The following is a 26933-nucleotide window of genomic DNA, read 5'->3' as shown; positions in this document are numbered from 1 at the left end:
CGTTCAATCGATCTGCACGTCATGGCTGAGCCGCAGCTTCTCCTTGCCGGCCTGCACTTCGAAGACGAGCTGCCAACGCCCTGCCATGTGCAACATCATGCCCTCGACGCGAAAGCGCCCGCCACCCATTGGCGTGATCAGCGGGCGATAGTTCATGCCGTGGCGGTGCTCGGGCATCGTCGCATCGGCCTTGTGCAGGCGTGCCGCGGAGACACCATCCTTGTCGCACAGTTGCACTTCCAGCGCGAAATGCTGCGCCATCGGTATCCGCTCGGTCTTGCCCGCCAGCCGGTAGGCTAGAAGCAGATCGCCCTTCCTCACCACCGTGCCGTCCGCCGCATCGGGCGGACAGGCGGCGTTTGCTGCTGCAGCCAGGCCAAGGATCGACGCCGCCAGCACGCCGCGCCAGCAATCGCCGCGTCGGACTCTGTCCGCCGGGGATTCCGCTTCGCGGGCCGGCGAGCGCCAACTCACTGCTGTTTCGCCATCATCGAGGCGAACAGGGTTTCGCCATTGCGCCAGCCGATGCGCTCGGCGACGTCGCGCGGCAGGTCGGCCAGCCAGGCGCGCGACCAGTCGGCGTGCTCGACGATGTAGTGCCAGCGCTCGGGCGTGAAGGTGTCGGTGCCGACCAGGAAGCGATCGGGGAATTCGAGGAAGGCTTCGCGCCAGGCGGGATCGACCTTGCCGCCGCTGGCGTGGTCATTGCGGAAGGCCAGGTCGGCGTAGAGCTTGGGATGCTTGCGCAGCATCGCGCGCACCGCTTCGGGCCGGTCGAAGCCCGCATGCGCCCAGAGGATGCGCGTCTCGGGGTCCTGCGCCAGCACCCGCTCGATGGCGTCGCTGTCGCCGTGCAGGTGCAGCCACAGTTTGTACTGCTTCGCCAGTTGCACCGTGCGCCGCACCACCGGCAGGTCGGCGTCGCTGCCATAGACGTGGAACTCACCGATCGCCGCGTAGCGATAGCGTTTGAGGCGGTCTTCGAGATGGGGAATCACCGTCTCGTCGCGCACCCAGGTCGATATTTCGCCGCGCTTGCGATAGGGGCGCAGCGATGGCACCACCAGGTCGGGCGCCTCGGCGTAAAGCTTCTGCGTGCCCTCGTCGCTGGAGCTCGACACCATCGCGCGCTTGAGTCCCGCCTTGCGCAGGATGGCGATGGCCGCCTTGGGCGGCGTGCTCTCCCAGGCGTCATGGCTGTAATGCACGTGGGCGTCGAAGATCGGTATTTTGGACTCGGCGGCGGTGGCCGGAGGCAAGGTCGATAGTGCGCCAAGCAAGACGATCAGACAGGCCGGCAAGCGCGCTGACGACGGCAAGCTATTGGGCAGCCATGCTGGGAGTGCTGCAATCCGGATAGGCGGTTTCATGAGCCACTCCTTGTAGAGATGCACTGGAATGATTGAAAGATCAACGATACCGACCTTGCTGTCAAGCGCGAAGACGGCGCTTTCAGCCGGCTGGACTGGCTTTTCAAGGGCAAGTCACCTCGCATATTCAAAGCCTTCAACGAAGCCATCGGGTCGGTGGCTTGATCGTCTTCCTGGCAAGTGGTATAAACCATGGTATATACCATTCAGCAAGGAGCATCACCATGCGAACTGCCAAACTGTTCAAGAACGGTCGTAGCCAGGCTGTGCGCCTGCCTGCCGAATTCCGGTTCGACGGTGACGAGGTGTTGATTCGCCGCGATCCGGTTTCCGGCGATGTCATCCTGAGCCCGCGCAACAGGAAGTTTGAAGAATGGCTCAAGCTGCGCGACAAGCTGATCGCCGAAGCGCCAGCGGAGTTCGAGAACTTCGATATACCGCGCGACCCCGGATTACCGGTCGAGCGGGACTGGCCGTGAAAGGCGCCCGTCGCTACATGTTGGATACCAACGCTGCGTCCGCATTGATTCGGGGGCGGGTTGGCGGGGCATTGCAAAGTCTGCTGGTGGAGCGAGATGCGTGCATCTCGGTCATAACCGAGGCCGAGTTGCGCTTCGGCGTGGCGCGCCGACCGGAAGCTACCCGGCTGGCTAAAGCCGTCGAAGTCTTCCTGTTGGATATTCCCATCCTGCCGTGGACGTCCGCCACGGCACAGGCCTATGCCGAGTTGCGCACCAGCTTGGAAACCCGGGGTATCGGACTGTCGGCCATGGAGTTGCTCATCGCTACCCATGCCTTCGTCGAAGACTGCATTCTTATCAGCGCCGATCGCGCTTTTGCGCAGGTCCCCGGCCTGCGTTTGCTTGACTGGTCCGCAAGCAGCGTTTCAGCGCCCGTCAGCGAACCTCCACCGCCAATACGCGCCTCGCTGGCCCGCGCCGGAATTACATCGAGCGATGCTAACGCTGCCACCGCTCATGCGCGAACCTCCGTGGGGCGAACGGCGTCGAAAAAGAAACCTGCGAGAAAACCCAAGTAGGCGTTCCGTCGCGTGCCATGCACTGAATAGGAGCCCGTGCCAGCGATCAGCACGGAAAGGCAGGCGTGGTCAATCCTTTTGCTCCCGCGCGACAGGCGCGGCTGGCCGAAACGCCGTCGCCGCGATTTCGGAGGCCAGCGGTCGCGCGACGCGGGTCATGACGTTGAGCAATTCCTGCGCGATCAGTTCGCGCAGCGGCACCAGCGGCATGGGCAGGCGCACCGAGCGGCTCAGCGAACGGGTTTCCTCGGCGTAGAGGCGGAACAACTCATAAAGCAGCTGCGCGAATTCCTCGCGCACGTATGTTGCGTGCATGGCGCCGCGCAGGCGCCGCATGCCGTCGCGCGCGGCCAGGATCTTTGCTGCGGCATCGTAGAGCAGTTTGATGCGCAGGGCGCGGATCGGCGCGATCTCCTCGTAGCGGATCACGATTTCGACCGGGAAGCGGCCGACGCGGGCGAGAAACCTGCGGTCGATTTCCTGGGTCGCCTGCAGCAGCTGCGGCAGCACCGCGTTCCAGTCCGATGTGGCCGCGCCTGCCAGCTCGCGGGCGCGCAGGATCACCAGCCTGTCCTTCTCGACTTCCTTCTCGACGTTGAGCGCCAGCACCGGCTCCAGGTGCGGCAGGGCCAGGCGCAGCGGCAGGGCGGCGCGCAGCGCGGTGGTGGTGCGCCGGCTGTAGGTGGCGAGGATCCGGCCGTTGAGCCTGGCCAGCGAACGCGCCTGCTTCACGCCGCGCCTAGTCCGGCAGGGCCTGAGTCGCCGGTACCGGCTTCGTCGCGCGGTGGAAACCCAGCATGCCGTGGAACACGGTATCCACCTTGACTTCGATGTAGCCCAGTTCGCGCAGCAGGATCGACAGCTCCTCGGCGGTGTAGAACAGCTCCAGCGCGTCGAGGAAATACTGCTTGGCCTTGACCGCGGCCGGGCCGCTGCCGACGATCATGCCGGTGATGCCGAGGCAGCCGCGCAGGTAGGTGTAATAGAGGTTCTTCACGATCGGGTTGCGCGGCCGCAGCATGTCGGAATGATGGAAGTGGCCGCCGGGCTTGAGCACGCGCAATATCTCGGTGAACACCTCGCGCACGCGCAGATGGCGCGAGGCGAACTGCAGCGTGACGACGTCGAAGTGACTGTCGGGGAAGGGCAGCGTGTGCACATCGCCGATGGTGCTCTTGATCTGGAAGCCCTGGGCGGCGGCGCGCTGCTGGCCGACGGTCTGCATGGCTACGCTGCGGTCCATGGCGTGCACGTCCAGCGTCGGTTCGCGCTTGAGCAGGGCGATGCCGATGGCGTTGGTGCCGGCGCAGACGTCGAGCACCTTCTGCTTCGGCTGCAAATCGACCAGCTGCATGAAGCGCCGCAGGAAATTGCCGAACTGCCCGAGCGCGGCGATGTTGTTGGCACGGTCGTAATAGGGGGCGACGTCGGCAAAGACGTCGTTCAGTTCATTGCTCCAGACGTCGCCGAGACGTTCCTCGCGAACAGCTTCCCGCGAGGCCAGTGGGGGTGGTGCCATTGGTCTTGTTCTTTCCCTGAGAAGTAATTGATTGGCCTAGATGCGTGCCAGGAACACCGCCGAAGCAATGCTGCCGAATATCGCCGCGGCATAGAGGACGGTCGCCGCCAGCGTATCGGCGCGCAGGCCGAAGTCGTAGCAGGTACAGCGCAGCCGATGCGCCGAGCTCCACAGCGACAGGGCCACTACGCCGAAGATGATCAGCTTGCCGAGGCCGCTGCGGGCGAAGACATGCATGTTCTGATAGTCGAGTCCGGCCGGGGCATGGCCCAGCGCGGCGAGGAGGGTCAGCAGGACGATCACCGGCATGCAGAATGCGATCACCGTGCCGCCGGCGGCGAAGGGGAACCAGACCACGGGTTTATTCGACTTGGCCATCTCAGAACACTCCCGCAAGATAGAGCACGACGAAGGACAGCACCGCCCATGCCGCATAGTGCGCGCCCGAAATCAGGTTGCCGGGCACGAAGTCTTCGCCGATCTGCAGCGGCATGGCCTTCTGCGTGGCGTTGAACCAGGTGGCGGCGTGATACACCGCAGCGACCAGGGCGAGGATTTGAAACACGATCGATGCCGGGCTTTGCAGTGCCAGCAGGAAGCCTTCCCAGGCCGTCGGGCCGTCGGCCAGGCGTTGCAGGCCGACCACCAGCAGCACGCAGTAGGCGCCGACGAAGATGCTGGTGATCTCGCGCGACATGTAGCGCATGTAGCGCGGCTGGCGGAAATACCAGGAGGTCGGCGGGACCTCGCGAACCAGGGGTTTGCGGCTCATGATTTGTCTCCTGCGTCCTCGCGGGAGACGCTATCCCCTGCGGATTTTCCTCCCGGAATCAGGTGCTCGACGATCCAGTCGAGCGAACTGGTGATCTTCATCTGTTGCAGTGCGCTGGCCGGGTCCACGTGGGCCGGGCAGACCTCGGAGCAGGCGCCGACGAAGGTGCATTCCCAGACGCCTTCGTGGGTGGCGACCACTTCCTGCCGCTCCGCTCGTCCGCCGTCGCGCGAGTCCTGGTTGTAGCGATGGGCCAGGGTCAGCGCCGCCGGGCCGATGAAGCTCGGCGTCAATCCGTATTGCGGGCAGGCGGCATAGCAGAGCATGCAGTTGATGCACATCGAATACTGGCGGAACTTCATGAGTTGCGCCGGCGTTTGCTTGTACTCGCCCTCGCTGATCGGCTTCTTTTCCTTCGGGATGATGTAAGGCTTGACGCGCTTGAGCTTTTCCATGAAGTCGTCGGGCGCAGTCACCAGATCGCGCTCAACGGGAAAATGCGCCAGCGGCTCGACCCGGATCACGCCTTCGTAATCGCGCAGGAAGGCATGGCACGACAGTTTCGGTTCGCCGTTGATCATCATGCCGCAACTGCCGCAGACCGCCATGTGGCAGGACCAGCGATAGTTGAGTGTGGGGTCGATGTCGGCCTTGACCTTGTTGAGGGCATCGAGGACGACCCATTCTTCCTGGCAGACCACTTCGTAGCGCTGGAAGTGGGCCTCGGTATCGGTGTCCGGGTTGTAGCGCAGGACTTCGAGCTGAACGGTGCGCTCGCTGCTTCCGCCGGGCCGTCCCAAGGAAGCAGCCGCCCCCCCCGGGGGGGCAGCGAGCGGGGGTTGCGAGCGTGGGGGGCTATTGCTCATTTGTGGTCTCCCGAGTAATCGCGCACGCCCGGCGGCGATTTGGTGATCACCACGTCGAGGTAATCGACGCGGGGAACGTCCAGCCCCTGGTGGTAGACCATGGTGTGGCGCAGGTAATTCTTGTCGTCGCGCTCGACGTAATCGAGGCGCTGGTGCGCGCCGCGTGATTCCTTGCGCGCCAGTGCGCCGACCGTCACGGCTTCGGCGCAGTCGAGCATGGAGCCGAGTTCGAGCGCCTGGAACAGGTCGGTGTTGAAGACGCTGGACTTGTCGGTGAGCTTGACGCGGCAGTAGCGCTGGCGCAGCTCGTGAATCTTGTTGACGCCCTCCTGCAGGCCTTCTTCAGTCCGGTAGATGCCGACGTTCTTTTCCATCGTCTCCTGCATCTCCTTGCGCAGGCCGGACATCGATTCGGCGCCGTCGGTGCGCGAGAAGAGTTCGCCGATGCGCTGCTGGGTCTTTTCGGCCTGCGCATTCAGCGCCCTGGTATCGGGTGCCGGCTGGCCCTGCGCGTGCTCGGCGGCGGAGAGCGCAGCGCGGCGGCCGAACACCAGCAGCTCGACCAGTGAGTTGGAACCCAGCCGGTTGGCGCCGTTCAAGCTGACGCAGGCACACTCGCCGGCGGCGAACAGGCCGGGCAGGGGCGTGGCGGCAGCGGTATTGGTGGAAATGCCGCCCATCATGTAATGCACCACGGGGCGGATCGGCACCGCCTCCTTGACTATGTCGACGCCGAGATAGGCCTCGGCCAGTTCGCGCACCAGGGGCAGGCGTTCGTTGATTTTCTTTTCGCCGAGGTGGCGCATGTCGAGCAGCACGCATTCGCCCCACTGCGTGGTGACGGTATTGCCTTTCTGCAGCTCGTGCCAGTAGGCCTGGCTGACGCGGTCGCGCGGACCCAGTTCCATGGTCTTGAGTTGCGGCTGGCCCACCGGCGTTTCCGGGCCCATGCCGTAGTCCGCCAGGTAGCGGCGTCCGTGCTTGTTGACCAGGATGCCGCCTTCGCCGCGGCAGGCTTCGGTCAGCAGGCTGCCGGTGTTGGGCAGTCCGGTCGGGTGGTACTGGACGAACTCCATGTCCTTCAGCGGTGCGCCGGCGCGGTAGGCCATGGCCATGCCGTCGCCGGTCTTGATCGCGCCGTTGGTGGAGAAGGGGAACATGCGGCCGGCGCCGCCGCCGGCGATGATCACGGCCTTGGCGTGGAACTGGCGCAGCTCGCCGCTGCGCATTTCCATGGCGGTGACGCCCTGGCAACGGCCGTCATCGACCAGCAGGTCGAGCGCGTAATACTCGTCATAGCGGCTGATCGAGGGGAATTGCAGCGAGGTCTGGAACAGGGTGTGCAGGATATGAAAACCGGACTTGTCGGCGGCGAACCAGGTGCGTTGCTTCTTCATGCCGCCGAAGGGCCGCACCGCCACCGAGCCGTCGGCCTCGCGGTTCCAGGGGCAGCCCCAGTGCTCCAGTTGCATCAATTCCTTGGGGGCTTCGTGGATGAAGTATTCGACGCAGTCCTGATCGGAGAGCCAGTCGCCGCCGCCCACGGTATCGTCGAAGTGCATGTCGAAACTGTCGTCGGGTTTGATCACGCCGGCGGCGCCGCCCTCGGCGGCACAGGTATGGCTGCGCATCGGATACACCTTGGAGATCAGTGCGATGCGCAGTTTCGGGTCAGTTTCGGCGAGGGCGATCGCGGCACGCAGCCCGGCGCCTCCTGCACCTATGATTACAACATCGGTCGATATGGTTTCCATTGGGCCACCTGCGGGGGATTCGTTGTTCTTGGGGCGATAGTATCGACTCTTTGTCCTTGACGCGGTTGACTTGTGTCAACCAGTCCCGGCTGGACTTGGGCTCACCGTATCGTCCGGCTGTCGCGCGGCCATGCCCGCGTTCGGAAGCTGTTCCCGGTCTGGCATTCGCACCGCGCAGCCGTTATAATCGCGGGCTTCGTGTAGCCCCAATCTTGTCATCATGCGCACCAAACTCGTTGCCGGAAACTGGAAAATGCATGGCAGTCTCGCCACCAATGCGGGCCTGCTGCAAGCTGTACGCGACGGCGCCAAAGGCCGCGCCGAGGTGGCTGTCTGCGTGCCTTACCCCTATCTGGCCCAGGCACAAGCCGCGCTCGCCGGCAGCAGCGTGGCCTGGGGCGCCCAGGATGTCTCCGAACATGCCCAGGGAGCCTGGACGGGCGAAGTGAGCGGGGCGATGCTGGCGGATTTTGCCTGCCGCTATGTCCTCGTCGGCCATTCCGAACGCCGCTCGTTTTTCGGCGACACCGATGCCGTCGTTGCGGCCAAGTTTGCCGCAGCGCTCAAGGCCGGGCTGATGCCGGTGCTGTGCGTCGGCGAATCGCTGGCGGAGCGCGAGGCGGGCATCACCGGCGAGGTGGTGACGCGGCAGATCGACGCAGTTCTTGAAACGAATGGCATTGACGCCTTTGCCCGCGCCGTCGTCGCCTATGAGCCGGTATGGGCGATCGGCACCGGGCGCACCGCGTCCCCGGAGCAGGCGCAGGAGGTTCACGCCCAGATTCGCGCACGCTTCGCGCGCGACAGCAAGGATGTCGCCGCCGGTCTGCGCATCCTCTATGGCGGTAGCGTCAAGGCCAACAATGCGGTCGAGCTCTTCGGCCAGGCCGATATCGATGGCGGTCTCATCGGCGGCGCTTCCCTGGTGGCAGCGGATTTCCTTGCCATTTGCGCCGCTGCCTGAACGTAATTTAGAGATTTGAAGAGGTTCTCATGGACTTGATGCATACCGTGATTCTGACCGTGCATATCATCGCCGGTCTGAGTGTCATCGGCTTCGTGTTGCTGCAGCACGGCAAGGGCGCCGACATGGGCGCGGCTTTCGGCAGCGGCGCCTCGGGTAGCCTGTTCGGCGCCACGGGGTCGGCGAATTTTCTGTCGCGCGTGACCGCGGCACTTGCGGTGGTGTTCTTCCTGACCAGCCTTGCACTTTCCTACATCGCCACCTCGCGCCCGGCGGCCTCGGGTAGCGTGATGGATTCGGCGCCCGCCGCACAAACCGCTCCCGCGACTCCGGCGCAGACGCCGGCGGCGCCGGAGTCGAAGGCGAAGGACATTCCGAAATAAGCTTCAGGCCTCAACCGCCATAGATTTTTTTGTTGCGGCGCACGAACGAGTCAATGGCTTGTTATATAATTCGCGCCGCTCCCGCAGTAACGATATTGCCGACGTGGTGAAATTGGTAGACACGCTATCTTGAGGGGGTAGTGGCGCAAGCTGTGTGAGTTCGAGTCTCACCGTCGGCACCAGTAAAAAAGCAGCAAGCAAGGCAGCAAAAAGGTAGTCGTGTGTCGGTTCACCTGCGAAGGATTGCAGGTTGGCCGGCCGAAACCAACAAGTGAAGTGGCCGTCCCAACAAAATGCTGGATAATTACTTCCCGATTTTTGTCTTTATCTTGGTGGGCCTCGCTTTCGGTTGCGCACCCATCTTCCTCGGTTGGCTGATCGCACCCAATCGTCCGGACAGCGAGAAGCTTTCCGCCTTCGAATGCGGTTTCGCTCCCTTCGAAGATGCGCGCATGAAGTTCGATGTGCGCTACTACCTGATCGCCATTCTCTTCATCCTGTTCGATCTCGAAATCGCCTTCCTGTTCCCGTGGGCAACGATCTTCAAGGAGATCGTCAACACCGACGCGGTGAAGCTGTTCGGATTCGTCGAGATGTTCGTGTTTATCGGTATCCTCGTTGTCGGCTACGTCTATGCGTGGGCCAAGGGAGCGCTGGATTGGGAATGAACGGGATCAAGGATTTCAGCGCATGAGCATCGAAGGCGTTCTGCAGGAAGGCTTCGTCACCACGTCGCTGGACAAGATCATCAACTGGACGCGCACCGGTTCGATGTGGCCGATGACTTTCGGTCTGGCCTGTTGTGCGATTGAAATGATCCACGCCGGTTGCTCGCGTTACGACCTCGATCGCTTCGGCATCGTGTTCCGCCCAAGTCCGAGGCAAAGCGACGTGATGATCGTCGCCGGCACCCTGACCAACAAGATGGCGCCCGCCTTGCGCAAGGTTTACGACCAGATGGCCGAGCCGCGCTGGGTGCTCTCGATGGGCTCCTGTGCCAATGGCGGCGGCTACTACCATTACTCATATTCGGTGGTGCGCGGAGTGGACCGCATCGTGCCCGTCGATGTCTATGTACCGGGTTGTCCGCCGACGGCGGAGGCGTTGCTGTACGGCCTGATCCAGCTGCAGAGCAAGATCCGCCGCACCACTACCATCGCCCGCTGACCTGAGCCTACCCCATGAGCGTCAAACTGGAACGACTTTGCAGGCAACTTAAAGAAAGCTTCGGTGATCGGATCGGCGAACCGGTCCTGGCATTGGGTGAATTGACTGTCGTGGTGCCGGCCGGGAATTATCTCGACGTGATGCGCCAACTGCGTGACGACCCTGCGTTCCGCTTCGAGCAGTTGATGGATCTCAGCGGCATCGATTACTCCGCCTACACCGGCTATCAGGGCAAGCGCTTCGCGGCAGTCAGCCAACTGTTGTCGATCACCCACAACTGGCGCCTGCGCGTCAGGGTCTTCGCACCGGACGACGAATTTCCGGTGGTGCCGTCGGTCATGGAAATCTGGAACAGCGCCAACTGGTACGAGCGCGAGGCCTTCGATCTGTTCGGCATCCACTTCGAGGGCCATGTCGATCTGCGCCGCATCCTGACCGACTACGGCTTTGTCGGCCATCCTTTCCGCAAGGACTTCCCGATTTCAGGTTATGTCGAGATGCGTTACGACCCCGAGCAGAAGCGCGTGATCTATCAGCCGGTGACGATCGAGCCGCGCGAAGTAACGCCGCGCATCGTGCGCGAGGAAACCTACGGAAAAGGTGGCGGCCGTGGCTGACATCAAGAACTACACCCTGAACTTCGGGCCCCAGCATCCGGCGGCCCACGGCGTGTTGCGCCTGGTGCTGGAACTCGATGGCGAGGTCGTGGTGCGCGCCGATCCGCACATCGGTCTCCTGCATCGCGGCACCGAGAAGCTGGCGGAAACTCGCACCTGGCTGCAGACCCTGCCTTACCTGGATCGCCTCGACTACACCTCGATGATTCCCAGCGAGCATGCCTACTGCCTCGCGGTCGAGCGTCTGCTGGGCATCGAGGTGCCGATCCGCGCCCAGTACATCCGCGTCATGTTCGACGAGATCGCGCGGATCAAGAATCATCTGCTCAACATCGGCACCCACGCGCTCGACATCGGCGCCATGACCATGGTGCTGTACACCTTCCGCGAACGCGAGGATCTGTTCGACGTGCTCGAAGCCACCTGCGGCATCCGCATGCACCAGGCCTATTACCGGCCCGGCGGCGTCTATCGCGATCTGCCGGACCAGATGCCGAAGTACCAGGAAAATCGCTTCAAGAATGCGCAGACAGTCAAGGAACTCAACGAGGCGCGCAGTGGTTCGCTGCTCGACTTCCTTGAGGACTTCACCAATCGTTTCCCGGTCTATCTCAGCGAGTACCACACGCTGCTGACCGACAACCGCATCTGGAAGCAGCGTACCGTCGGTATCGGCGTCGTCAGCCCGGAGCGTGCCCTGCAACTCGGCTTCAGCGGCGCGATGCTGCGCGGTTCGGGCATCGAATGGGATTTGCGCAAGAAGCAGCCCTACGAAGTGTATGACCGCATGGATTTCGACATTCCGGTCGGCGTCAATGGCGACACCTACGATCGCTATCTGGTGCGCATGGAAGAGATGTTCCAGGCCAACCGTATCATCAAGCAATGCATAGACTGGCTGCGTGCAAATCCGGGTCCGGTCATCACCGACGATCACAAGGTGGCGCCGCCATCGCGGGAGAAGATGAAGGGCAGCATGGAAGAGCTGATCCATCACTTCAAGCTGTTTTCCGAAGGTATGCATGTGCCGGCCGGCGAGGCCTACGTGGCGATCGAGCACCCCAAGGGCGAGATGGGCGTCTGGGCGGTATCGGACGGCGCCAACAAGCCCTACCGCATCAAGCTGCACACCGCAGGAATTCCCCACCTGGCCGCTACGGATGAAATGTGTCGCGGCCATATGCTGGCCGACGCGACTGCCATTATCGGCACCATCGATCTGGTGCTGGGCGACGTCGACCGATAGAGCGCCGGATGAATAATCAATACGACATGTCGAGCCCCGAATTGAGCCCTGAATCGCTTGTAAAAATCGACCGCGAAGTGGCCAAGTATCCTGCCGACCAGAAGCAGTCCGCGGTGATGGCGGCGCTGGCGATTGCCCAGGACGAAAAGGGCTGGCTGCCCAAGGAAACCATCGCCGCTGTCGCCGGCTATCTGGGCATGCCGCCGATCGCCGCCTACGAGGTGGCGAGCTTCTACAACATGTACGACCTGCAGCCGGTCGGCAAGTACAAGCTGACGGTGTGCACCAATCTGCCTTGCGCCTTGTCCGGTGGCGTTCATGCTGCCGATTACGTCAAGGAAAAGCTCGGCATCGACTTCAACGAGACTACCGCGGACGGCAAGTTCACCTTGAAGGAAGGCGAGTGCATGGGCGCCTGCGGCGATGCGCCGGTGATGCTGGTGAACAACAAGCGCATGTGCAGTTTCATGCTGCCCGAACAAATCGACAAGCTGCTGGCGGAGTGCAAATAAGATGGCGCTTATCGACACCATCAATCCGCTGCTGACCACCGGCTGGGCCAGGGGCGATGCAGGCTGGACCCTCAAGGATTACGAAGCACGCGGCGGTTATGCCCAATTGAAGCGCGTGCTGTCGAGCAAAATGACGCAGGACGACCTGATCGCCGAGGTCAAGAAGTCTGTTCTGCGCGGTCGCGGCGGCGCCGGTTTTCCCACCGGACTCAAGTGGAGCTTCATGCCCAAGGCGGCGCCGGAGAAATATGTCGTGTGCAACACCGACGAAGGCGAGCCGGGCACCTTCAAAGACCGCGACCTGCTGCGCTTCGACCCGCATTCGACCATCGAGGGCATGATCATCGCCGGCTATGCGGTGGGTGCGAAGCGCGGTTACAACTACATCCACGGCGAGATCTTCGAAATCTACCAGCGTTTCGAGGAAGCTCTCGATCAGGCGCGTGCCGCCGGCTATCTGGGCAACAACATTCTCGGTTCGGATTTCAGTTTCGACCTCTTTGCGCATCACGGCTGGGGCGCCTACATCTGCGGCGAGGAAACCGGCCTGCTTGAATCCATCGAGGGCAAGAAGGGCCAGCCGCGCTACAAGCCGCCCTTCCCGGCGAATTTCGGCCTCTACGGCAAGCCGACCACGATCAACAATACCGAGACCTTTGCCGCAATTCCCTTCATTCTGGGCATGGGCGCCGAGGCTTACCTCAATCTGGGCAAACCCAATAACGGCGGCACCAAGCTGTTCTCGGTGTCGGGCCACGTCAATCGCCCGGGCAACTATGAAGTGCCGATGGGCACGCCCTTTGCCAAGCTGCTCGAAATGGCGGGCGGCATGCGTGGCGGACGCAAGCTCAAGGCGGTGATTCCAGGCGGCTCGTCGGCGCCGGTGTTGCCTGCCGACGTCATGATGGATTGCACCATGGACTACGACTCGATCGCCAAGGCCGGTTCCATGCTCGGCTCGGGTGCGGTCATCGTGATGGACGAAACGGTGTGCATGGTCAAGGCGCTGGAGCGCCTGTCCTACTTCTATTTCGAGGAATCCTGCGGCCAATGCACGCCTTGCCGCGAGGGTAGCGGCTGGCTATATCGCGTCGTGCATCGTATCGAGCACGGCCAGGGTCGCCCCGAAGATCTCGACCTGCTGAATCGCGTGACCGACAACATGATGGGCAAGACTATTTGTGCGCTGGCCGATGCCGCCGCCTTCCCGGTGCGCAGCTTCATCAAGCACTTCAAGAGCGAGTTCGAGTACCACATCGAAAACAAGAAGTGTCTGGTCGATCCGGACATTCAGCGTGCCGGTAGCGGCTTCTTCAAGGCAGGGGCCGCGTAATGGTCGAGATCGAAATCGACGGCAAGACGCTGCAGGTTGCCGAGGGCAGCACCATCATCGAGGCGGCCCATCAACTGGGCACCTACATCCCGCACTTCTGCTACCACAAGAAGCTGTCCATCGCGGCCAACTGCCGGATGTGCCTGGTCCAGGTGGAAAAGGCGCCGAAGCCGATGCCGGCCTGCGCCACGCCGGTGACCAACGGCATGAAGGTGTTCACCCATTCCGATCTGGCGGTCAAGGCACAGAAGGCGGTGATGGAATTCCTGCTGATCAACCATCCGCTGGATTGCCCGATCTGCGATCAGGGCGGCGAATGCCAGCTGCAGGATCTGGCGGTCGGCTATGGCGAATCCGCCTCGAAGTACGAAGAGGAAAAGCGCGTCGTCCCCGACAAGGATCTCGGTCCGCTGGTGTCGACCGACATGACCCGCTGCATCAACTGCACGCGCTGCATCCGCTTCACCGCCGAAATCGCCGGTTTCATGGAACTCGGCCAGTCCTACCGCGGCGAGCGCGCCGAGGTCATGCCCTTCATCGGCAAGACCGTGGATACCGAACTCTCCGGCAACATCATCGACCTGTGCCCGGTCGGCGCGCTGACTTCCAAGCCCTTCCGCTTTTCGGCGCGCACCTGGGAACTGTCCCGGCGCAAGTCGGTGAGCCCGCACGACGGGCTGGGCAGCAACCTGATCCTGCAGACCAAGAGCGACCGCGTGATGCGCGTGCTGCCGCTGGAAAACGAAGACATCAACGAATGCTGGCTGACCGACAAGGAGCGCTTCTCCTATCAAGGCCTGAATTCGACGGAGCGGCTGACCAGGCCGATGGTGAAGCAGGACGGCTCCTGGCGCGAAGTCGCCTGGAGCGTCGCTCTCGATTACGCCGCGCATGCCCTGCGCGACGTGGCCAAGACCCACGGCGGCGCGGCCATCGGCGGACTGCTGAGTCCGCACGCGACGCTGGAAGAAATGTACCTCGCGCAGAAACTGCTGCGCGGCCTGGGTAGCGAGAACATCGATTTCCGCCTGCGCCACAGCGACTTCTCGGCCGACGGCAAGCGCCAGGGCACCCCTTGGCTGGGTATGAAGATCGCCGACATCGGCCGTCTCGATCGCGTGCTGGTGGTCGGCTCCTTCCTGCGCAAGGATCATCCGCTGATCGCCCAGCGCCTGCGTCAGTCGGCCAAGAAGGGTGCCGAGGTCAGCATCCTGCACAGCGCGGACGACGACTTGCTGATCAAGCTTGCGGCGCGTGCGATTGCCGCGCCCTCGCAGCTTCCGGCCGTGCTGGCCCAGATCCTCAAGGCAGTCTGTGCGCTCAAGGGTGTCAATGCCGACGCGGCTCTGGCCGGCGTCATTGTCTCGGCAGAGGCGCAAGCCATCGCCCAGAGCCTGGCATCCGGCAGCGATGGTGGCAAATGCAGCGGTGTCCTGCTCGGCAACTTCGCGCAACAACACCCACAGGCAGCGACGCTGCATGCGCTGGGCCGCCAACTGGCCGCCGCCCTCGGCGGCAGCTTCGGCTTCCTCGGTGAGGCAGCCAACAGCGTCGGCGGCTATGTCGCCAAGGCCGTGCCTGCCGCCGGCGGCCTCAACGCCGCGGCGATGCTGAAAGACCCGCGTCAGGCTTATGTAGTGCTTGGCGCCGAAGCCGAACTCGATTGCGCCGACGGCGCCCAGGCGCTGGCCGCGCTCGGCAAGGCCGCCGTCACAGTGGTGCTGACGCCCTTCAAGTCGCAGGCCATGCTCGACTATGCGGCGGTGCTGCTGCCGGTGTCACCCTTCTCGGAAACCTCCGGCACATTCGTCAATACGGAAGGCCGCGCGCAGAGTTTCTACGCCGCCGCCAAGCCGCTGGGCGAGACACGCCCGGCGTGGAAGGTGTTGCGCGTGCTGGGCAATCTGCTGGCCCTGAACGGTTTCGAATTCAACAGCAGCGAGGATGTGCGCGCCGAAGCGCTGGGCGGTCAGCCCGAATTCGTCGCCGGCCTCGACAACGGCATCGGCGGCGTGCCCCTGAATCTGGCGACCGCTGGCGGCGGCCTGGAACGCCTGGCCGATGTGCCGATCCATTTTGCCGACCCGCTGGTGCGGCGCGCTGCAGCGCTGCAATTGGCGGCCGATGCCGCGGCTCCCGCCGCGCGCATGAATGCGGCGATGCTGGCGAAACTCGGTCTGACTGCAGGCGGCCAGGCAAGAGTTGGCGCTGGCGCCACGGCGAGCGTGACGCTGCCGGTGCAGCTCGATGCCGGCCTGCCCGACGGCGTGGTTCGCGTCGCGGCGGCGCATGTCGCCACCGTCGCGCTGGGTTCTATGTCCGCGGTTCTGAGCGTGGAGAAGGCGTGATGGAAGCTACTGTCCTCAACCTGCTCGCCTCCGTCCTCGGTTCGCTGTGGGCGCCGATCTGGAGTCTGATCAAGCCGGTCTGGCCGCTGCTCTGGACCCTGGCGAAAATCGTGCTGATCATGGCACCGCTGCTGCTGTCGGTGGCCTACCTGACCTTCTGGGAGCGCAAGGTCATCGGCTGGATGCAGGTTCGCATCGGCCCCAATCGAGTCGGTCCGTGGGGCCTGCTGCAGCCGATCGCCGACGGCCTCAAGCTGTTCTTCAAGGAGGTGCTGTTCCCGACCGCCGCCGACAAGAAGCTGTTCGTGCTCGGCCCGATCATGGCCATCGCACCGGCCCTGGCGCTCTGGGCAGTTATTCCATTCTCGCCCGGCTGGGTGCTGGCCAATGTCGATGCCGGCGTGCTGTATCTGCTGGCGATCAGTTCGGTGGGTGTCTACGGCATCATCATCGCCGGCTGGGCCTCGAACTCCAAGTATCCCTTCTTCGGCGCCATGCGTGCTTCGGCGCAGATGATCTCCTACGAGATATCGATGGGTCTGGCGCTGATCACCGTGCTGATGGTGTCGAACAGCCTGAACCTGACCGACATCGTCATGGCCCAGAGCAAGGGCAGGTTTGCCGGCTATGGGATCGACGTGTTTTCATGGAACTGGCTGCCGTTGCTGCCGATGTTCGCGGTCTACCTGATTTCCGGCGTCGCCGAGACCAACCGCGCCCCGTTCGACGTGGTCGAGGGCGAATCGGAAATCGTCGCCGGCCACATGGTGGAATATTCGGGCATGGCCTTCGCGATGTTCTTCCTCGCCGAATACGCCAACATGATCCTGATCTCGGCCATGACCTCGATCTTCTTCCTCGGCGGCTGGCTGTCCCCGGTCGGCTTCATTCCCGACGGCTTCCACTGGATGGCGGCAAAGATGGCCGCAATCCTGTTCTTCTTCCTCTGGATTCGAGCCACTTTCCCGCGCTATCGCTATGACCAGCTCATGCGTCTGGGTTGGAAGGTGTTTGTGCCGCTGACGCTGATCTGGATTCTGGTGGTGGGCGTCTGGATGATGTCGCCGCTGACCATCTGGAAATAGGACCGGGAGATCACCATGGGTGCAAGAGATTTCATAGGTAGCCTGTTCCTCAAGGAACTGTTCAAGGGCATGGCGGTGACCGGCCGCTACATGTTCGCGCGCAAGATCACCATTCAGTATCCGGAGGAGAAGACGCCGCAAAGCAACCGCTTCCGCGGCCTGCATGCCCTGCGCCGCTATCCGAACGGCGAAGAGCGCTGCATTGCCTGCAAGCTGTGCGAGGCCGTGTGCCCGGCGCTGGCGATCACCATCGAGTCGGCCGAGCGCGTCGATGCGAATGGGCAAACCTCGCGCCGTACCACGCGCTACGACATCGATCTCACCAAATGCATTTTCTGCGGCTTCTGCGAGGAAGCCTGTCCGGTCGATGCGATCGTGCAGACCCGCATTTTCGAATATCACGGCGAAAAGCGCGGCGATCTCTACTACACCAAGCAGATGCTGCTGGCCGTGGGTGACAAGAACGAAGCGCAGATCGCTGCCGATCGTGCCCAGGATGCCCCTTACCGCTGAAAGCTTATGAATAAATCTACTGCGCGACCGGATTGCTGCGTTGCTCACTCGCTCACTCCTCGCCTATCCACAGATATGTCTCGTCGTTCGCTCATTCACGCCTTGCACTCCGGCCTGCTCGCTACGATTTCTTCACAAGCTTTGAAGCGCTGCTGATCCAGCCATGGAATTCAAGACCATACTTTTCTACCTCTTCTCCGTCGTGACGGTGGTAGCCGCGTTGCGCGTGATCACGGCCCGCAATCCGGTGCATGCCGCGCTGTTCCTGGTGCTGGCCTTCTTCAATATGGCGGGACTGTGGCTGCTGCTGCAGGCCGAGTTCCTGGCCCTCGTGCTGATCATGGTCTATGTCGGCGCGGTGATGGTGCTGTTCCTCTTCGTGGTGATGATGCTCGACATCAATATCGAGCGGGTGCGTCAGGGCTTCTGGAAGAACCTGCCGCTCGGCGCGCTGGTCGGCCTGCTGCTGATCGGCGAGATGGCGGCGGTGCTGTCGGGACGCTATTTCGGTCTGGCCAACCTGCCGGCGCATAACCTGCCGGCAAACTACAGCAACACCAAGGAACTGGCGCGGGTGCTGTACACCGAGTATGCCTATCCCTTCGAAATCGCCTCGGTGGTCCTGCTGGTAGCGATCATCGTCGCCGTCATGCTGACCTTGCGCCGGCGCAAGGACACCAAGGCCATGCATCCATCCGACCAGATTGCGGTCAAGGCCAAGGATCGCATGCGTCTGGTCAAGATGGCGCCGGAAGTCGAACTGCCCGCGCCTGCGGCACAACCTGGGGAAAAGGCATGATCTCGCTGTCGCACTACCTGATCCTGGGCGCCATCCTGTTTGCCATCAGCATCGTCGGCATCTTCCTCAACCGCAAGAACCTGATCGTGCTGCTGATGGCCATCGAGCTGATGCTGCTGGCGGTGAATCTCAACTTCGTCGCCTTCTCGCACTACCTCAACGACCTCTCGGGCCAGCTCTTCGTCTTCTTCATCCTTGTGGTGGCGGCCGCCGAGTCGGGCATCGGTCTGGCCATTCTGGTCGTACTGTTCCGCAATCTGTCGTCCATCGATGTCGAGGATCTCGACACTCTGAGGGGCTAGTCGGACCATGGGCATGAAAACTCTCTATCTGCTGGTTCCCCTGGCCCCGCTGGCCGGCGCCATCCTCGCCGGCTTCTTCGGCAAGATTCTCGGCCGCACCGGCTCCCACGTCGTGACCATACTCGGCGTCGCCATATCCTTCGTGCTGTCGGTGCTGATCTATCAGGACGTGCAGGCCGGCAACGTGTTCAACGGCACGGTCTACACCTGGATGGAATCCGGCGGTCTCAAGCTCGAAATCGGCTTCCTGATCGATCCACTGACCGTCCTGATGATGCTGGTGGTCACCTTCGTCTCGCTCATGGTGCATGTGTACACCATCGGCTACATGGCCGAAGACCCCGGCTACCAGCGCTTCTTCAGCTACATCTCATTGTTTACCTTCTCCATGCTGATGCTGGTGATGGCGAACAACTTCGTCCAGCTGTTCTTCGGCTGGGAAGCGGTGGGCCTGGTTTCCTATCTGCTGATCGGCTTCTGGTACACGCGGCCGACGGCGATCTACGCCAACCTCAAGGCCTTCCTGGTCAACCGCGTCGGCGACTTCGGCTTCCTGCTCGGCATCGGCCTGATCGCCGCCTACGCCGGCAGCCTCGACTACGCCACGGTGTTCGCCAAGCGCAACGAACTGGCGCTGGTCACCGCGGCGGTCACCGGCTGGCCGCTGATCACCGCCATCTGCATCTGCCTGTTCATCGGCGCCATGGGCAAGTCGGCGCAGTTTCCGCTGCATGTCTGGCTGCCCGATTCGATGGAAGGCCCGACTCCGATCTCCGCGCTGATCCACGCCGCGACCATGGTCACCGCCGGTATCTTCATGGTCTCGCGCATGTCGCCGCTGTTCGAGCTGTCCGACACGGCTCTGTCCTTCGTCATCGTGATCGGCGCCATCACCACGCTGTTCATGGCCCTGATCGCCATCGTGCAGACCGACATCAAGCGCGTGGTCGCCTACTCGACCCTGTCGCAGCTCGGCTACATGACCATGGCGCTGGGCGCCTCGGCCTACTCGGTGGCGATCTTCCACCTGATGACGCACGCCTTCTTCAAGGCCGTGCTGTTCCTCGGCGCCGGCTCGGTGATCATCGCCATGCATCACGAGCAGGATATGCGCAAGATGGGCGGCCTGCGCAAGTACATGCCGATCACCTATGCCACCATGCTTATCGGCGCCATCGCCAACGCCGGCCTGCCGCCCTTCGCCGGTTTCTTCTCCAAGGATTCGATCATCGAGGCGGTGCATCTGGCCCAGGTGCCGGGTGCCGGCTTCGCCTACTTCTGCGCCCTGGCCGCGGTCTTCGTCGGCGGCCTGTATTCCTTCCGCCTGATTTTCTTCACCTTCCACGGCAAGGAGCGCTTCCGCGAGGCGGCGCACGACGCCCATGGCCACGATGCGCATCACGATGCGCACGATGACCACGGCCATCATGGTCCCGTCGAACCGCACGAAACCCCCAGAGTCGTCACGGTGCCGCTGATCCTGCTTGCGATCCCGGCAATCGCCTCGGGCTGGCTGATCGGCACGGTTCTCTATGGCAACTGGTTCGGCACGTCGATCACCATCGCCGAGGTGCACAAGGGCATGGCGACCATGGCCCACGAGTTCCATGGCGTGTTCGGCATGATGGCGCATGGCGTGACCACGCTGCCGTTCTGGCTGGCGGCGTCCGGTGCGGTCACGGCCTGGTACCTCTATATCGTGCGCCCGGACCTGCCGGCGGTGATCAAGCAGAAGTCCGGCGTGCTGGCGACCATACTCGAAGAGAAATACGGCTTCGACCGGTTCAACGACTGGTTCTTCGCCGGCGGCGCGCGCCTGCTCGGGCGCGGCCTGTGGAAGGGTGGCGACCAGGTCGTCATCGACGGCGTCATGGTCAATGGCTCGGCGGCCGCGGTGGGCTGGATTTCCGGACTGGTGCGCCTGTTCCAGACCGGCCGCATCTACCAGTACGCTTTCGGCATGATCTTCGGCGTCTTCGCGCTGCTGACGTTCTGGTTCGCCAGGGCTTGATGCAATGACACGCACACCGGTCTGATGGAATATTAATCCGATGAAATCGCAACTCCTGAGTCTCGCAATCTGGGTGCCGATCCTTGGCGCTCTGCCGGTGTTCTGGCTCGGCTCCGAGCGCCGCTCGCTGGTGCGCTGGCTGTCGCTGGCCGTCGCCGTCGCCGGCTTCCTGGTCACCATTCCGCTCTATACGGGCTTCGATACCAGCACCGCCGGCATGCAGTTCTTCGAGCAGGCGCCGTGGATTACCCGCTTCAATGTCCAGTACATGCTCGGGGTTGACGGCATTTCGATGCCCTTCATCCTGCTCAACAGCCTGATCACGGTGCTGGTGGTGCTGGCCGGCTGGGAAGTCATCGAAGACAAGCAGGCCCAGTACATGGGCGCCTTCCTCGTCATGTCCGGCCTCATGAACGGCATTTTCTGCGCGCTCGACGGCGTACTGTTCTACGTCTTCTTCGAAGCCTCGCTGATCCCGATGTACATCATCATCGGCGCCTGGGGCGGACCGAACCGCGTCTATGCGGCGATCAAGTTCTTCCTTTACACGCTGCTCGGCTCGCTCCTGATGCTGGTGGCGCTGATCTGGCTGTTCCTCGAGTCCGGCGGCAGCTTCAACATCCTCGACTGGCACCATCTGCGCATCGGCATGGCGCCGCAGATCCTGATTTTCATCGCCTTCCTGGTCTCCTTCGCGGTCAAGGTGCCGATGTGGCCGGTGCATACCTGGTTGCCCGACGCCCACGTCGAGGCACCCACCGGCGGCTCGGTGGTGCTTGCCGCGATCGCCCTGAAGCTAGGTGCCTACGGTTTCGTGCGGTTCTCGCTGCCGATCGTGCCCGACGCCAGTCATCACCTGGCGCCACTGATGATCGCCCTGAGCCTGATCGCCGTCATCTACATCGGTTTCGTGGCGCTGGTGCAGACCGACATGAAGAAGCTGATCGCCTACTCGTCGATCTCGCACATGGGTTTCGTCACCCTCGGCTTCTTCATCTTCAACCAGATCGGCATCGAAGGCGCCCTGGTGCAGATGATCTCCCACGGCTTCGTTTCGGCGGCGATGTTCCTTTGCGTCGGCGTCATGTACGACCGCATGCATTCGCGCATGATCGCGGATTACGGCGGCGTCGTGAATACCATGCCGAAGTTTGCCGCGCTGTTCGTCTTCTTCGCCATGGCCAACTCCGGCCTGCCGGCCACTTCCGGCTTTGTCGGCGAGTTCATGGTGATCCTGGGTGCCATCAAGTTCAATTTCTGGGTCGGCTTTGCTGCCGCCACCACCTTGATCCTCGGCGCCGCCTACACACTGTGGATGGTCAAACGCGTGGTCTTCGGCGAAGTCGCCAACGACCATGTGGCCAAGCTGAAGGACATCGGCGGCCGCGAGTTCCTGGTGCTCGGCCTGCTGGCGGCCTGCGTCCTGGCCATGGGCCTGTACCCCTTCCCCTTCACCGAAGTGATGCACGCTTCGGTGGATAACCTGCTCAAGCATGTTGCGGTGAGTAAACTGTGATGAATATCTGCGTCCGCCAACTGCACGCGCTTTGCGTGCCTGGAAATCCGCTTCGCGGACAGGCAACACGAGAGAAGCGATGCTGAATAATTTCGTGATGCCCGACCTGTACCCGGCGGCGCCGGAGATTTTTCTCCTGCTGATGTCCTTCCTGGTACTGTTTGTCGACCTGGTCTTCGGCGCCACCCACCGCTGGATCGCGGCCATGCTGACCGTGATCACCCTGCTCGGCTGCGCCGCGCTCACTTTGGTGACCTCCGACGGACAGACGACGCTGACCTTCAGCAACATGTTCGTCGACGACCTGCTGTCGGATTTCCTCAAGCTGATGAGCTACCTGGCAGTCATCATGATGCTGGTTTACAGCCGGCAGTACCTGAGCGACCGCGGCCTCGACAAGGGCGAGTTCTACGTCCTGGTGCTCTACGCCACGCTGGGCATGATGGTGATGATCTCGGCCGCCAGCCTGCTGACCATGTATCTCGGTCTGGAACTGATGTCGCTTTCGCTCTACGGTCTGGTCGCCATCGATCGCGAATCGCGGCGCGCCACCGAGGCGGCGATGAAATATTTCGTGCTCGGTGCGCTGGCCTCGGGCCTGCTGCTCTACGGCATGTCGATGATCTACGGCGCCACCGGCAGCCTGGAAATCGGCGGCGTGGCGCAGGCGCTGTATCAGGGGCATTCGGAAAAGCCGGTGCTGATCTTCGGCCTGGTCTTCCTCGTCGCCGGCATCGCCTTCAAGCTGGGCCTGGTGCCCTTCCACATGTGGATTCCCGACGTTTATCACGGCGCACCGACGGCCGTGACCATGTTCATCGGTTCCGCACCGAAGCTCGCCGCCTTCGCCATGGCCTTGCGCCTGCTGGTGTATGGGCTGTTCGGGCTGGCGATGGACTGGCAGAAGATGCTGCTGATCATGGCTGTGCTCTCCATCGGTCTGGGCAATCTGGCAGCCATCGCGCAGACCAACATCAAGCGCATGCTGGCTTACTCCGCGATATCGCACATGGGCTACATGGTCCTGGGCCTGATGGCGGGCGTGATCGGCGGCCAGGTCGACCCCTTCACGGCGGTCAATGCCTACAGCTCGGCGCTGTATTACACCGTGGCCTATGTGCTGATGTCGCTCGGCGCCTTCGGCATGGTGTTGTTGCTGTCGCGTGCCGGCTACGAAGCCGAGAACCTGGAAGACTTCAAGGGCCTCAACCAGCGCAGTCCGTGGTTCGCCGCGATGATGCTGATCATCATGTTCTCGATGGCCGGCATACCGTTCTTCATCGGCTTCTTCGCCAAGTTCGCCGTGCTGCTGGCGGCTATCAAGGCCGGCTACACGACGGTCGCCGTAATCGCCGTGATGTTCTCGCTGATCGGCGCCTTCTACTACCTGCGCGTGGTCAAGCTGATGTATTTCGACGCGCCGGTCGACTCGGCTCCGATCGCCGCCGGCCTCGACCTGCGGGTGTTGCTGTCGCTCAACGGCCTGGCCATCGCCGCCTTCGGTTTGTTCCCCGATGCGGTGATGCTGGTGTGCACCACCACCCTGATGCGTTCGCTTTAAACCGGCGAGTGATTCGCGCTTACGCGGCTTTCGCGTAGCGCGCCTTGGCCGCCTTGGCCTGCGCCGCTTCCTGCGGCGAATAGGCCTTGCCCGACCACAGCATGCGATACGCGATTTCTTCATTTCCGTTTTGGCTGCGGCCGCGCCTTCAGCGCTTAACCTTCGCTACGCTCAGGTTAGCCTGCACCGAAACGGAACTGAAAAGCCGCTACGCGGCTTTCGCGTATCGCTCCTTCGCTGCCCTGGCCTCGGCCGCTTCGGCCGGCGAGTAAGCCTTGCCCGACCACAGCATGCGATACGCGATTTCTTCATTTCCGTTTTCGCACAGTTCCAGCACTTGGCGGAACAGCGGCTGGAAGGTCTCGCTGCGGTGTGAAGCTTCGTGCTGCGCGAAGGATTCCCAGAAGGTGATGATCAGCGCCTCGCGGTCCTGCAGCGGACTCGCCACGGCCTGGCCGAGGGTGCTGCCTTCGTTGGAAACCTGGCCGCTGTTGAGCACCACCATGCCGCCAAGAAAACCCGTTTCGGAATGGTAGGTTTTTACGTTCTCGCAGAGCACGGCAACCCGTTCTTCGAGGTCCTCGATGGTATATCCTTGGCGCAGCAGCACGCGGTTGATGGTCACCACGCCGTCGCCGTTCAATCCCGGAATCAAGCCTGACATTTGAGCCTCCTGTATCAATGAGGGCTAATATAAGATGGCGCCCGAAAACAAAAGTTCAAGTATCAATTATTTCCCTTACCGCACTATGGATGATGCCGACCTGATCGAACACACCGTCGCCAGCGAGCCGGTTTTTGACGGCAAGCTGTTGCATGTGCGACGCGACACCGTGCGCCTGCCGAACGGCCACGAAACCGTTCGCGAGTGGATCGCCCATCCGGGTGCGGTGGTGGTCATCGCCGCGCTGGACAACGGCAAGCTGCTGTTCGAACGCCAGTTCCGTTATCCGCTGCAACGCATCTTCGTCGAACTGCCGGCCGGCAAGATCGATCCGGACGAACATCCGCTCGACACCGCCAAGCGCGAGTTGCGCGAGGAGACCGGCCACCAGGCGAAATTCTGGCGCCACCTGGGCACCATGCATCCGTGTATCGGCTATTCTGACGAGCGCATCGAAATTTTCTGGGCCCACGGCCTGATCTACGTCGGCCATCAACGCGATCACGGCGAGTTTCTCGAAATCATCGAAATGAGCGTCGCCGATGCGATTCTGGCCGTGCGCGACGGCGAGATCACCGACGGCAAGACCATCAGCGCCCTGATGTGGGCGGACAAGATCGACTCCGGTGCCTGGCCCGCTCCCGAATGAACAAGATCAACCCAACTGGTGTCACGCCTTCGCACGCCGAACTGGATCTCGATCCGTCCGGCAGACACACCCTGGAGGCGCTGCATGTCCTCGCCGAGATATCCAGCACGCTGGCGGACGAGGACGATCTCGACGAGCTGCTGGGCCGCTTCCTCGGCACCATGATCCGTCTGGCCAAGGCCGACGCCGGGGTGGTGCGGGTGCTGACCAGCGACGGCAAGCATTTGCGCATGGTCGCCTCGCGCGGTTTGCCGCCGGCGGTGGTCGAAAGGGAGCGCCTGGTCTCGCGCGACTGCGGCCTGTGCGGAATTGCCATCGGCCAGAACCGGCCTTTGTTCGATATCGACCTGAGAGCTTGCGACGCGCGTACCGGCGGCGAGTTCTTCAAAACCGGCTGCCAGGCCATGGTGGTGGTCCCGTTGCAGACTGCCGGGCGTCTGCTTGGCACCTACAACCTGTTCCTGCCCGAAGCTTTCGAACTGCCCGAGGAAGTCGCGCTGCTGTTCCGCTCGATCGGCGAGCACCTCGGCATGGCGCTGGAGAACGCGCGGCTCAAGCGCGAAAACCTGCGCATCGTGCTGACCAGCGAACGGCAGATGATGGCCGCCGAAATCCACGATTCGCTGGCGCAGACCCTGGCCTACATGAAAATGCGCATGGCCATGCTCAACGATGCGATCGCCGACCAGTCGCTCGAGCGCAGCGCGAAATACGCCGGCGACGTCGGCCAGGCGCTGGACGACGCTTACGGCCACCTGCGTGAACTGCTGGTGCAGTTTCGCAGTCGGATGGACCCGATGGGCCTCGAACATGCCTTGCAGGGTTTGGCCTGCGGCTTCCAGGAACGCACCGGAATCGCCCTGCGCTATGACAACAAGCTGACCGACCTGCGTCTGCCGCCGGAACAGGAAAGCCAGGTCTTCCACATCCTGCAGGAAGCGCTGGCCAACGTGGCCCGCCATTCCGGGGCCACCGAAGCCAGCATGACCCTGGAAGCGGCCGGCGACTATTACAATGCCACGGTCGAAGACAACGGCCGGGGCGGGCAGGGCTTTTTCGCCATCGCCAATCGCGTCGGCGGCTTCGAGGAGCATCCCGCCCTGCGCGATCACTTCGGACTTGCCATCATGCGCGAGCGCGCGCAGAAAATCGGCGGCCGCCTCGAAGTCGTCAATCTGCCGCAGGGCGGCTTTCGCGTCAGACTCAGCTTTCCGCCGGGAGGGGGCGTTTAGGCATGAACACGCAGACCGAAGCCATCCGCGTCCTGCTGGTGGACGACCACACGCTGTTCCGCAAGGGCCTGGCGGAACTGCTGGAGCAGCGCGGCACCATCACCGTCGCCGGCATCGCCGGCAGCGGCGACGAGGCCTGCCGCATTCTTGCGCAGGCGCGTCCCGACGTCGTCATCACCGACCTCAACATGCCGCCCAACGGCGGTCTCAGCCTGCTGCGCCAACTGGTGGCGGACGGCTGGTACGGCCCGGTGCTGATCCTGACGGTCAGCGATGCCGAGGAAGATCTCGCCGCGGCGCTGCAGGCCGGCGCCAAGGGTTATTTGCTGAAGGACATGGAGCCCGAAGACGTGGTCGATGCCGTGCAGCGCGCGGTGCGCGGCGAAACCGTGGTGGCGCCGGCGATGACGCTGAAGCTGGTCAATCTGCTGCAGGGCGGCAATGCCGCGGCGACCAAGGCCGACACCCTGAAGCTGTTGACGGCGCGCGAACACGAGATACTCCAGCAGCTCTCGCAAGGCCTGTCGAACAAGGCCATCGCCCGCGTGCTCGACATCAGCCACGACACCGTCAAGCTCCACGTCAAGCACATCCTGGCCAAGCTCAACCTCAGCTCGCGCGTTGAGGCCGCGGTCTTCGCCGTCGAGCAGAAGGCGGCAGGGCAGGCCCGGCGCAATTAATAGAAAGCCCGCGCCGCCGGCCGGCAGCTTC

Annotated in this window: 30 protein-coding genes and 1 tRNA gene; 22 read left to right on the top strand and 9 right to left on the bottom strand. The window is 62.8% G+C overall.

Annotated elements, in window-relative coordinates:
* Positions 1–3: 3 nt before the first annotated feature.
* On the bottom strand, positions 4–474 hold the full coding sequence (locus tag RMO95_RS13440; protein WP_310451142.1) for a hypothetical protein: 471 nt from the start codon (positions 472–474) through the stop codon (positions 4–6).
* Positions 471–1370, bottom strand: a complete 900-nt coding sequence (locus RMO95_RS13435; protein ID WP_310451141.1) for an amidohydrolase family protein — start codon at positions 1368–1370, stop codon at positions 471–473. Before RMO95_RS13435 ends, RMO95_RS13440 begins: the two co-directional genes overlap by 4 nt.
* 224 nt (positions 1371–1594) lie before the next feature.
* Between RMO95_RS13435 and RMO95_RS13430 the strand changes: the two genes are divergently transcribed.
* Both RMO95_RS13430 and RMO95_RS13425 read left to right on the top strand, forming a co-directional pair.
* Entirely contained in the window at positions 1595–1849 is a 255-nt protein-coding gene (locus RMO95_RS13430) for an antitoxin (RefSeq protein ID WP_310451140.1), read from the top strand.
* 17 nt (positions 1850–1866) lie between these two features.
* A complete protein-coding gene (locus RMO95_RS13425) occupies positions 1867–2409 on the top strand; it encodes a type II toxin-antitoxin system VapC family toxin (protein WP_310451139.1) in 543 nt (180 codons plus the stop codon).
* Between the two features lie 69 nt (positions 2410–2478).
* On the opposite strand, the gene RMO95_RS13420 is transcribed toward RMO95_RS13425, so the two are convergent.
* The 6 genes from RMO95_RS13420 to frdA all read right to left on the bottom strand — a co-directional run bounded on the left by RMO95_RS13420 (position 2479) and on the right by frdA (position 7320).
* Positions 2479–3141, bottom strand: a complete 663-nt coding sequence (locus RMO95_RS13420; protein WP_310451138.1) for a hypothetical protein — start codon at positions 3139–3141, stop codon at positions 2479–2481.
* 7 nt (positions 3142–3148) lie between these two features.
* The gene (locus RMO95_RS13415; RefSeq protein ID WP_310451137.1) at positions 3149–3928 is read right to left on the bottom strand and encodes a class I SAM-dependent methyltransferase; all 780 of its coding nucleotides are present in this window, start codon (positions 3926–3928) and stop codon (positions 3149–3151) included.
* A gap of 36 nt (positions 3929–3964) precedes the next feature.
* Complete coding sequence (gene frdD / locus RMO95_RS13410) at positions 3965–4306, bottom strand: fumarate reductase subunit FrdD (RefSeq protein WP_310451136.1); 342 nt, start codon at positions 4304–4306, stop codon at positions 3965–3967.
* Between the two features lies 1 nt (position 4307).
* A complete protein-coding gene (locus tag RMO95_RS13405) occupies positions 4308–4700 on the bottom strand; it encodes a hypothetical protein (RefSeq protein WP_310451135.1) in 393 nt (130 codons plus the stop codon).
* Complete coding sequence (locus RMO95_RS13400; protein WP_310451134.1) at positions 4697–5500, bottom strand: succinate dehydrogenase/fumarate reductase iron-sulfur subunit; 804 nt, start codon at positions 5498–5500, stop codon at positions 4697–4699. The genes RMO95_RS13405 and RMO95_RS13400 overlap by 4 nt, the downstream gene beginning before the upstream one ends.
* Positions 5501–5562: 62 nt before the next feature.
* The gene (gene frdA / locus RMO95_RS13395; RefSeq protein ID WP_310451133.1) at positions 5563–7320 is read right to left on the bottom strand and encodes a fumarate reductase (quinol) flavoprotein subunit; all 1758 of its coding nucleotides are present in this window, start codon (positions 7318–7320) and stop codon (positions 5563–5565) included.
* Between the two features lie 220 nt (positions 7321–7540).
* On the opposite strand from frdA, the gene tpiA reads away from it, so the two are divergent.
* The 17 genes from tpiA (at position 7541) to nuoN (ending at position 23677) form a co-directional block, all read left to right on the top strand.
* On the top strand, positions 7541–8284 hold the full coding sequence (tpiA, locus tag RMO95_RS13390) for a triose-phosphate isomerase (protein ID WP_310451132.1): 744 nt from the start codon (positions 7541–7543) through the stop codon (positions 8282–8284).
* 29 nt (positions 8285–8313) lie between these two features.
* The gene (secG, locus tag RMO95_RS13385) at positions 8314–8667 is read left to right on the top strand and encodes a preprotein translocase subunit SecG (protein WP_310451131.1); all 354 of its coding nucleotides are present in this window, start codon (positions 8314–8316) and stop codon (positions 8665–8667) included.
* Between the two features lie 97 nt (positions 8668–8764).
* A tRNA-Leu gene (locus RMO95_RS13380) sits at positions 8765–8849 on the top strand.
* Positions 8850–8960: 111 nt separating this feature from the next.
* A complete protein-coding gene (locus tag RMO95_RS13375; protein ID WP_310451130.1) occupies positions 8961–9335 on the top strand; it encodes an NADH-quinone oxidoreductase subunit A in 375 nt (124 codons plus the stop codon).
* A gap of 22 nt (positions 9336–9357) precedes the next feature.
* Positions 9358–9834: an NADH-quinone oxidoreductase subunit B family protein gene (locus RMO95_RS13370; protein ID WP_294996207.1), complete on the top strand. Its 477-nt coding sequence runs from the start codon at positions 9358–9360 to the stop codon at positions 9832–9834.
* A gap of 14 nt (positions 9835–9848) precedes the next feature.
* Positions 9849–10451, top strand: coding sequence for an NADH-quinone oxidoreductase subunit C (locus RMO95_RS13365; protein WP_310451129.1), 603 nt, complete (start codon positions 9849–9851; stop codon positions 10449–10451).
* Positions 10444–11697, top strand: coding sequence for an NADH-quinone oxidoreductase subunit D (locus RMO95_RS13360; RefSeq protein WP_310451128.1), 1254 nt, complete (start codon positions 10444–10446; stop codon positions 11695–11697). Before RMO95_RS13365 ends, RMO95_RS13360 begins: the two co-directional genes overlap by 8 nt.
* Before the next feature lie 26 nt (positions 11698–11723).
* A complete protein-coding gene (nuoE, locus tag RMO95_RS13355) occupies positions 11724–12209 on the top strand; it encodes an NADH-quinone oxidoreductase subunit NuoE (RefSeq protein ID WP_310451222.1) in 486 nt (161 codons plus the stop codon).
* A 1-nt stretch (position 12210) separates the two neighbouring features.
* A complete protein-coding gene (nuoF, locus tag RMO95_RS13350; protein WP_310451127.1) occupies positions 12211–13542 on the top strand; it encodes an NADH-quinone oxidoreductase subunit NuoF in 1332 nt (443 codons plus the stop codon).
* A complete protein-coding gene (nuoG, locus tag RMO95_RS13345; RefSeq protein ID WP_310451126.1) occupies positions 13542–15890 on the top strand; it encodes an NADH-quinone oxidoreductase subunit NuoG in 2349 nt (782 codons plus the stop codon). The genes nuoF and nuoG overlap by 1 nt, the downstream gene beginning before the upstream one ends.
* The gene (gene nuoH, locus RMO95_RS13340) at positions 15890–16975 is read left to right on the top strand and encodes an NADH-quinone oxidoreductase subunit NuoH (RefSeq protein WP_310451125.1); all 1086 of its coding nucleotides are present in this window, start codon (positions 15890–15892) and stop codon (positions 16973–16975) included. The genes nuoG and nuoH overlap by 1 nt, the downstream gene beginning before the upstream one ends.
* A 15-nt stretch (positions 16976–16990) precedes the next feature.
* Positions 16991–17488 (top strand): NADH-quinone oxidoreductase subunit NuoI, encoded by a 498-nt coding sequence (gene nuoI / locus RMO95_RS13335; protein WP_310451124.1) that lies wholly within the window; start codon positions 16991–16993, stop codon positions 17486–17488.
* A gap of 163 nt (positions 17489–17651) precedes the next feature.
* A complete protein-coding gene (locus RMO95_RS13330) occupies positions 17652–18287 on the top strand; it encodes an NADH-quinone oxidoreductase subunit J (protein WP_310451123.1) in 636 nt (211 codons plus the stop codon).
* Positions 18284–18589, top strand: coding sequence for an NADH-quinone oxidoreductase subunit NuoK (gene nuoK, locus RMO95_RS13325; protein ID WP_310451122.1), 306 nt, complete (start codon positions 18284–18286; stop codon positions 18587–18589). Before RMO95_RS13330 ends, nuoK begins: the two co-directional genes overlap by 4 nt.
* Before the next feature lie 13 nt (positions 18590–18602).
* The gene (gene nuoL, locus RMO95_RS13320; RefSeq protein ID WP_310451121.1) at positions 18603–20600 is read left to right on the top strand and encodes an NADH-quinone oxidoreductase subunit L; all 1998 of its coding nucleotides are present in this window, start codon (positions 18603–18605) and stop codon (positions 20598–20600) included.
* Positions 20601–20640: 40 nt separating this feature from the next.
* The gene (locus RMO95_RS13315) at positions 20641–22116 is read left to right on the top strand and encodes an NADH-quinone oxidoreductase subunit M (RefSeq protein ID WP_310451120.1); all 1476 of its coding nucleotides are present in this window, start codon (positions 20641–20643) and stop codon (positions 22114–22116) included.
* Positions 22117–22195: 79 nt separating this feature from the next.
* On the top strand, positions 22196–23677 hold the full coding sequence (gene nuoN, locus RMO95_RS13310; RefSeq protein WP_310451119.1) for an NADH-quinone oxidoreductase subunit NuoN: 1482 nt from the start codon (positions 22196–22198) through the stop codon (positions 23675–23677).
* A 208-nt stretch (positions 23678–23885) separates the two neighbouring features.
* Here nuoN and RMO95_RS13305 read toward each other — a convergent pair whose 3' ends face one another.
* Complete coding sequence (locus RMO95_RS13305; RefSeq protein WP_310451118.1) at positions 23886–24341, bottom strand: ligand-binding protein SH3; 456 nt, start codon at positions 24339–24341, stop codon at positions 23886–23888.
* An 85-nt stretch (positions 24342–24426) separates the two neighbouring features.
* On the opposite strand from RMO95_RS13305, the gene RMO95_RS13300 reads away from it, so the two are divergent.
* The 3 genes from RMO95_RS13300 to RMO95_RS13290 are packed head-to-tail and all read left to right on the top strand — an operon-like array spanning position 24427 to position 26902.
* Positions 24427–24990, top strand: coding sequence for an NUDIX hydrolase (locus tag RMO95_RS13300; protein WP_310451117.1), 564 nt, complete (start codon positions 24427–24429; stop codon positions 24988–24990).
* The gene (locus RMO95_RS13295; RefSeq protein WP_310451116.1) at positions 24987–26222 is read left to right on the top strand and encodes a GAF domain-containing protein; all 1236 of its coding nucleotides are present in this window, start codon (positions 24987–24989) and stop codon (positions 26220–26222) included. The genes RMO95_RS13300 and RMO95_RS13295 overlap by 4 nt, the downstream gene beginning before the upstream one ends.
* 2 nt (positions 26223–26224) lie before the next feature.
* Positions 26225–26902, top strand: a complete 678-nt coding sequence (locus RMO95_RS13290) for a response regulator (RefSeq protein WP_310451115.1) — start codon at positions 26225–26227, stop codon at positions 26900–26902.
* The last annotated feature ends 31 nt before the right edge of the window (positions 26903–26933 follow it).

It is taken from the genome of Sulfuritalea sp. (assembly GCF_031426875.1).
Taxonomy (GTDB): domain Bacteria; phylum Pseudomonadota; class Gammaproteobacteria; order Burkholderiales; family Rhodocyclaceae; genus Sulfuritalea.
This window is presented reverse-complemented; position numbering and strand designations above follow the sequence as displayed.

Coding starts and splice junctions, on each gene's coding strand:
- RMO95_RS13435 (WP_310451141.1), bottom strand. CDS start 1,370: ATGAAACCGCCTATCCGGATTGCAGCACTCCCAGCATGGCTGCCCAAT.
- RMO95_RS13430 (WP_310451140.1), top strand. CDS start 1,595: ATGCGAACTGCCAAACTGTTCAAGAACGGTCGTAGCCAGGCTGTGCGC.
- RMO95_RS13425 (WP_310451139.1), top strand. CDS start 1,867: ATGTTGGATACCAACGCTGCGTCCGCATTGATTCGGGGGCGGGTTGGC.
- RMO95_RS13415 (WP_310451137.1), bottom strand. CDS start 3,928: ATGGCACCACCCCCACTGGCCTCGCGGGAAGCTGTTCGCGAGGAACGT.
- frdD (WP_310451136.1), bottom strand. CDS start 4,306: ATGGCCAAGTCGAATAAACCCGTGGTCTGGTTCCCCTTCGCCGCCGGC.
- RMO95_RS13405 (WP_310451135.1), bottom strand. CDS start 4,700: ATGAGCCGCAAACCCCTGGTTCGCGAGGTCCCGCCGACCTCCTGGTAT.
- frdA (WP_310451133.1), bottom strand. CDS start 7,320: ATGGAAACCATATCGACCGATGTTGTAATCATAGGTGCAGGAGGCGCC.
- tpiA (WP_310451132.1), top strand. CDS start 7,541: ATGCGCACCAAACTCGTTGCCGGAAACTGGAAAATGCATGGCAGTCTC.
- secG (WP_310451131.1), top strand. CDS start 8,314: ATGGACTTGATGCATACCGTGATTCTGACCGTGCATATCATCGCCGGT.
- RMO95_RS13375 (WP_310451130.1), top strand. CDS start 8,961: ATGCTGGATAATTACTTCCCGATTTTTGTCTTTATCTTGGTGGGCCTC.
- RMO95_RS13370 (WP_294996207.1), top strand. CDS start 9,358: ATGAGCATCGAAGGCGTTCTGCAGGAAGGCTTCGTCACCACGTCGCTG.
- RMO95_RS13365 (WP_310451129.1), top strand. CDS start 9,849: ATGAGCGTCAAACTGGAACGACTTTGCAGGCAACTTAAAGAAAGCTTC.
- nuoE (WP_310451222.1), top strand. CDS start 11,724: ATGTCGAGCCCCGAATTGAGCCCTGAATCGCTTGTAAAAATCGACCGC.
- nuoF (WP_310451127.1), top strand. CDS start 12,211: ATGGCGCTTATCGACACCATCAATCCGCTGCTGACCACCGGCTGGGCC.
- nuoG (WP_310451126.1), top strand. CDS start 13,542: ATGGTCGAGATCGAAATCGACGGCAAGACGCTGCAGGTTGCCGAGGGC.
- nuoH (WP_310451125.1), top strand. CDS start 15,890: ATGGAAGCTACTGTCCTCAACCTGCTCGCCTCCGTCCTCGGTTCGCTG.
- nuoI (WP_310451124.1), top strand. CDS start 16,991: ATGGGTGCAAGAGATTTCATAGGTAGCCTGTTCCTCAAGGAACTGTTC.
- RMO95_RS13330 (WP_310451123.1), top strand. CDS start 17,652: ATGGAATTCAAGACCATACTTTTCTACCTCTTCTCCGTCGTGACGGTG.
- nuoK (WP_310451122.1), top strand. CDS start 18,284: ATGATCTCGCTGTCGCACTACCTGATCCTGGGCGCCATCCTGTTTGCC.
- nuoL (WP_310451121.1), top strand. CDS start 18,603: ATGAAAACTCTCTATCTGCTGGTTCCCCTGGCCCCGCTGGCCGGCGCC.
- RMO95_RS13315 (WP_310451120.1), top strand. CDS start 20,641: ATGAAATCGCAACTCCTGAGTCTCGCAATCTGGGTGCCGATCCTTGGC.
- nuoN (WP_310451119.1), top strand. CDS start 22,196: ATGCTGAATAATTTCGTGATGCCCGACCTGTACCCGGCGGCGCCGGAG.
- RMO95_RS13305 (WP_310451118.1), bottom strand. CDS start 24,341: ATGTCAGGCTTGATTCCGGGATTGAACGGCGACGGCGTGGTGACCATC.
- RMO95_RS13300 (WP_310451117.1), top strand. CDS start 24,427: ATGGATGATGCCGACCTGATCGAACACACCGTCGCCAGCGAGCCGGTT.
- RMO95_RS13295 (WP_310451116.1), top strand. CDS start 24,987: ATGAACAAGATCAACCCAACTGGTGTCACGCCTTCGCACGCCGAACTG.
- RMO95_RS13290 (WP_310451115.1), top strand. CDS start 26,225: ATGAACACGCAGACCGAAGCCATCCGCGTCCTGCTGGTGGACGACCAC.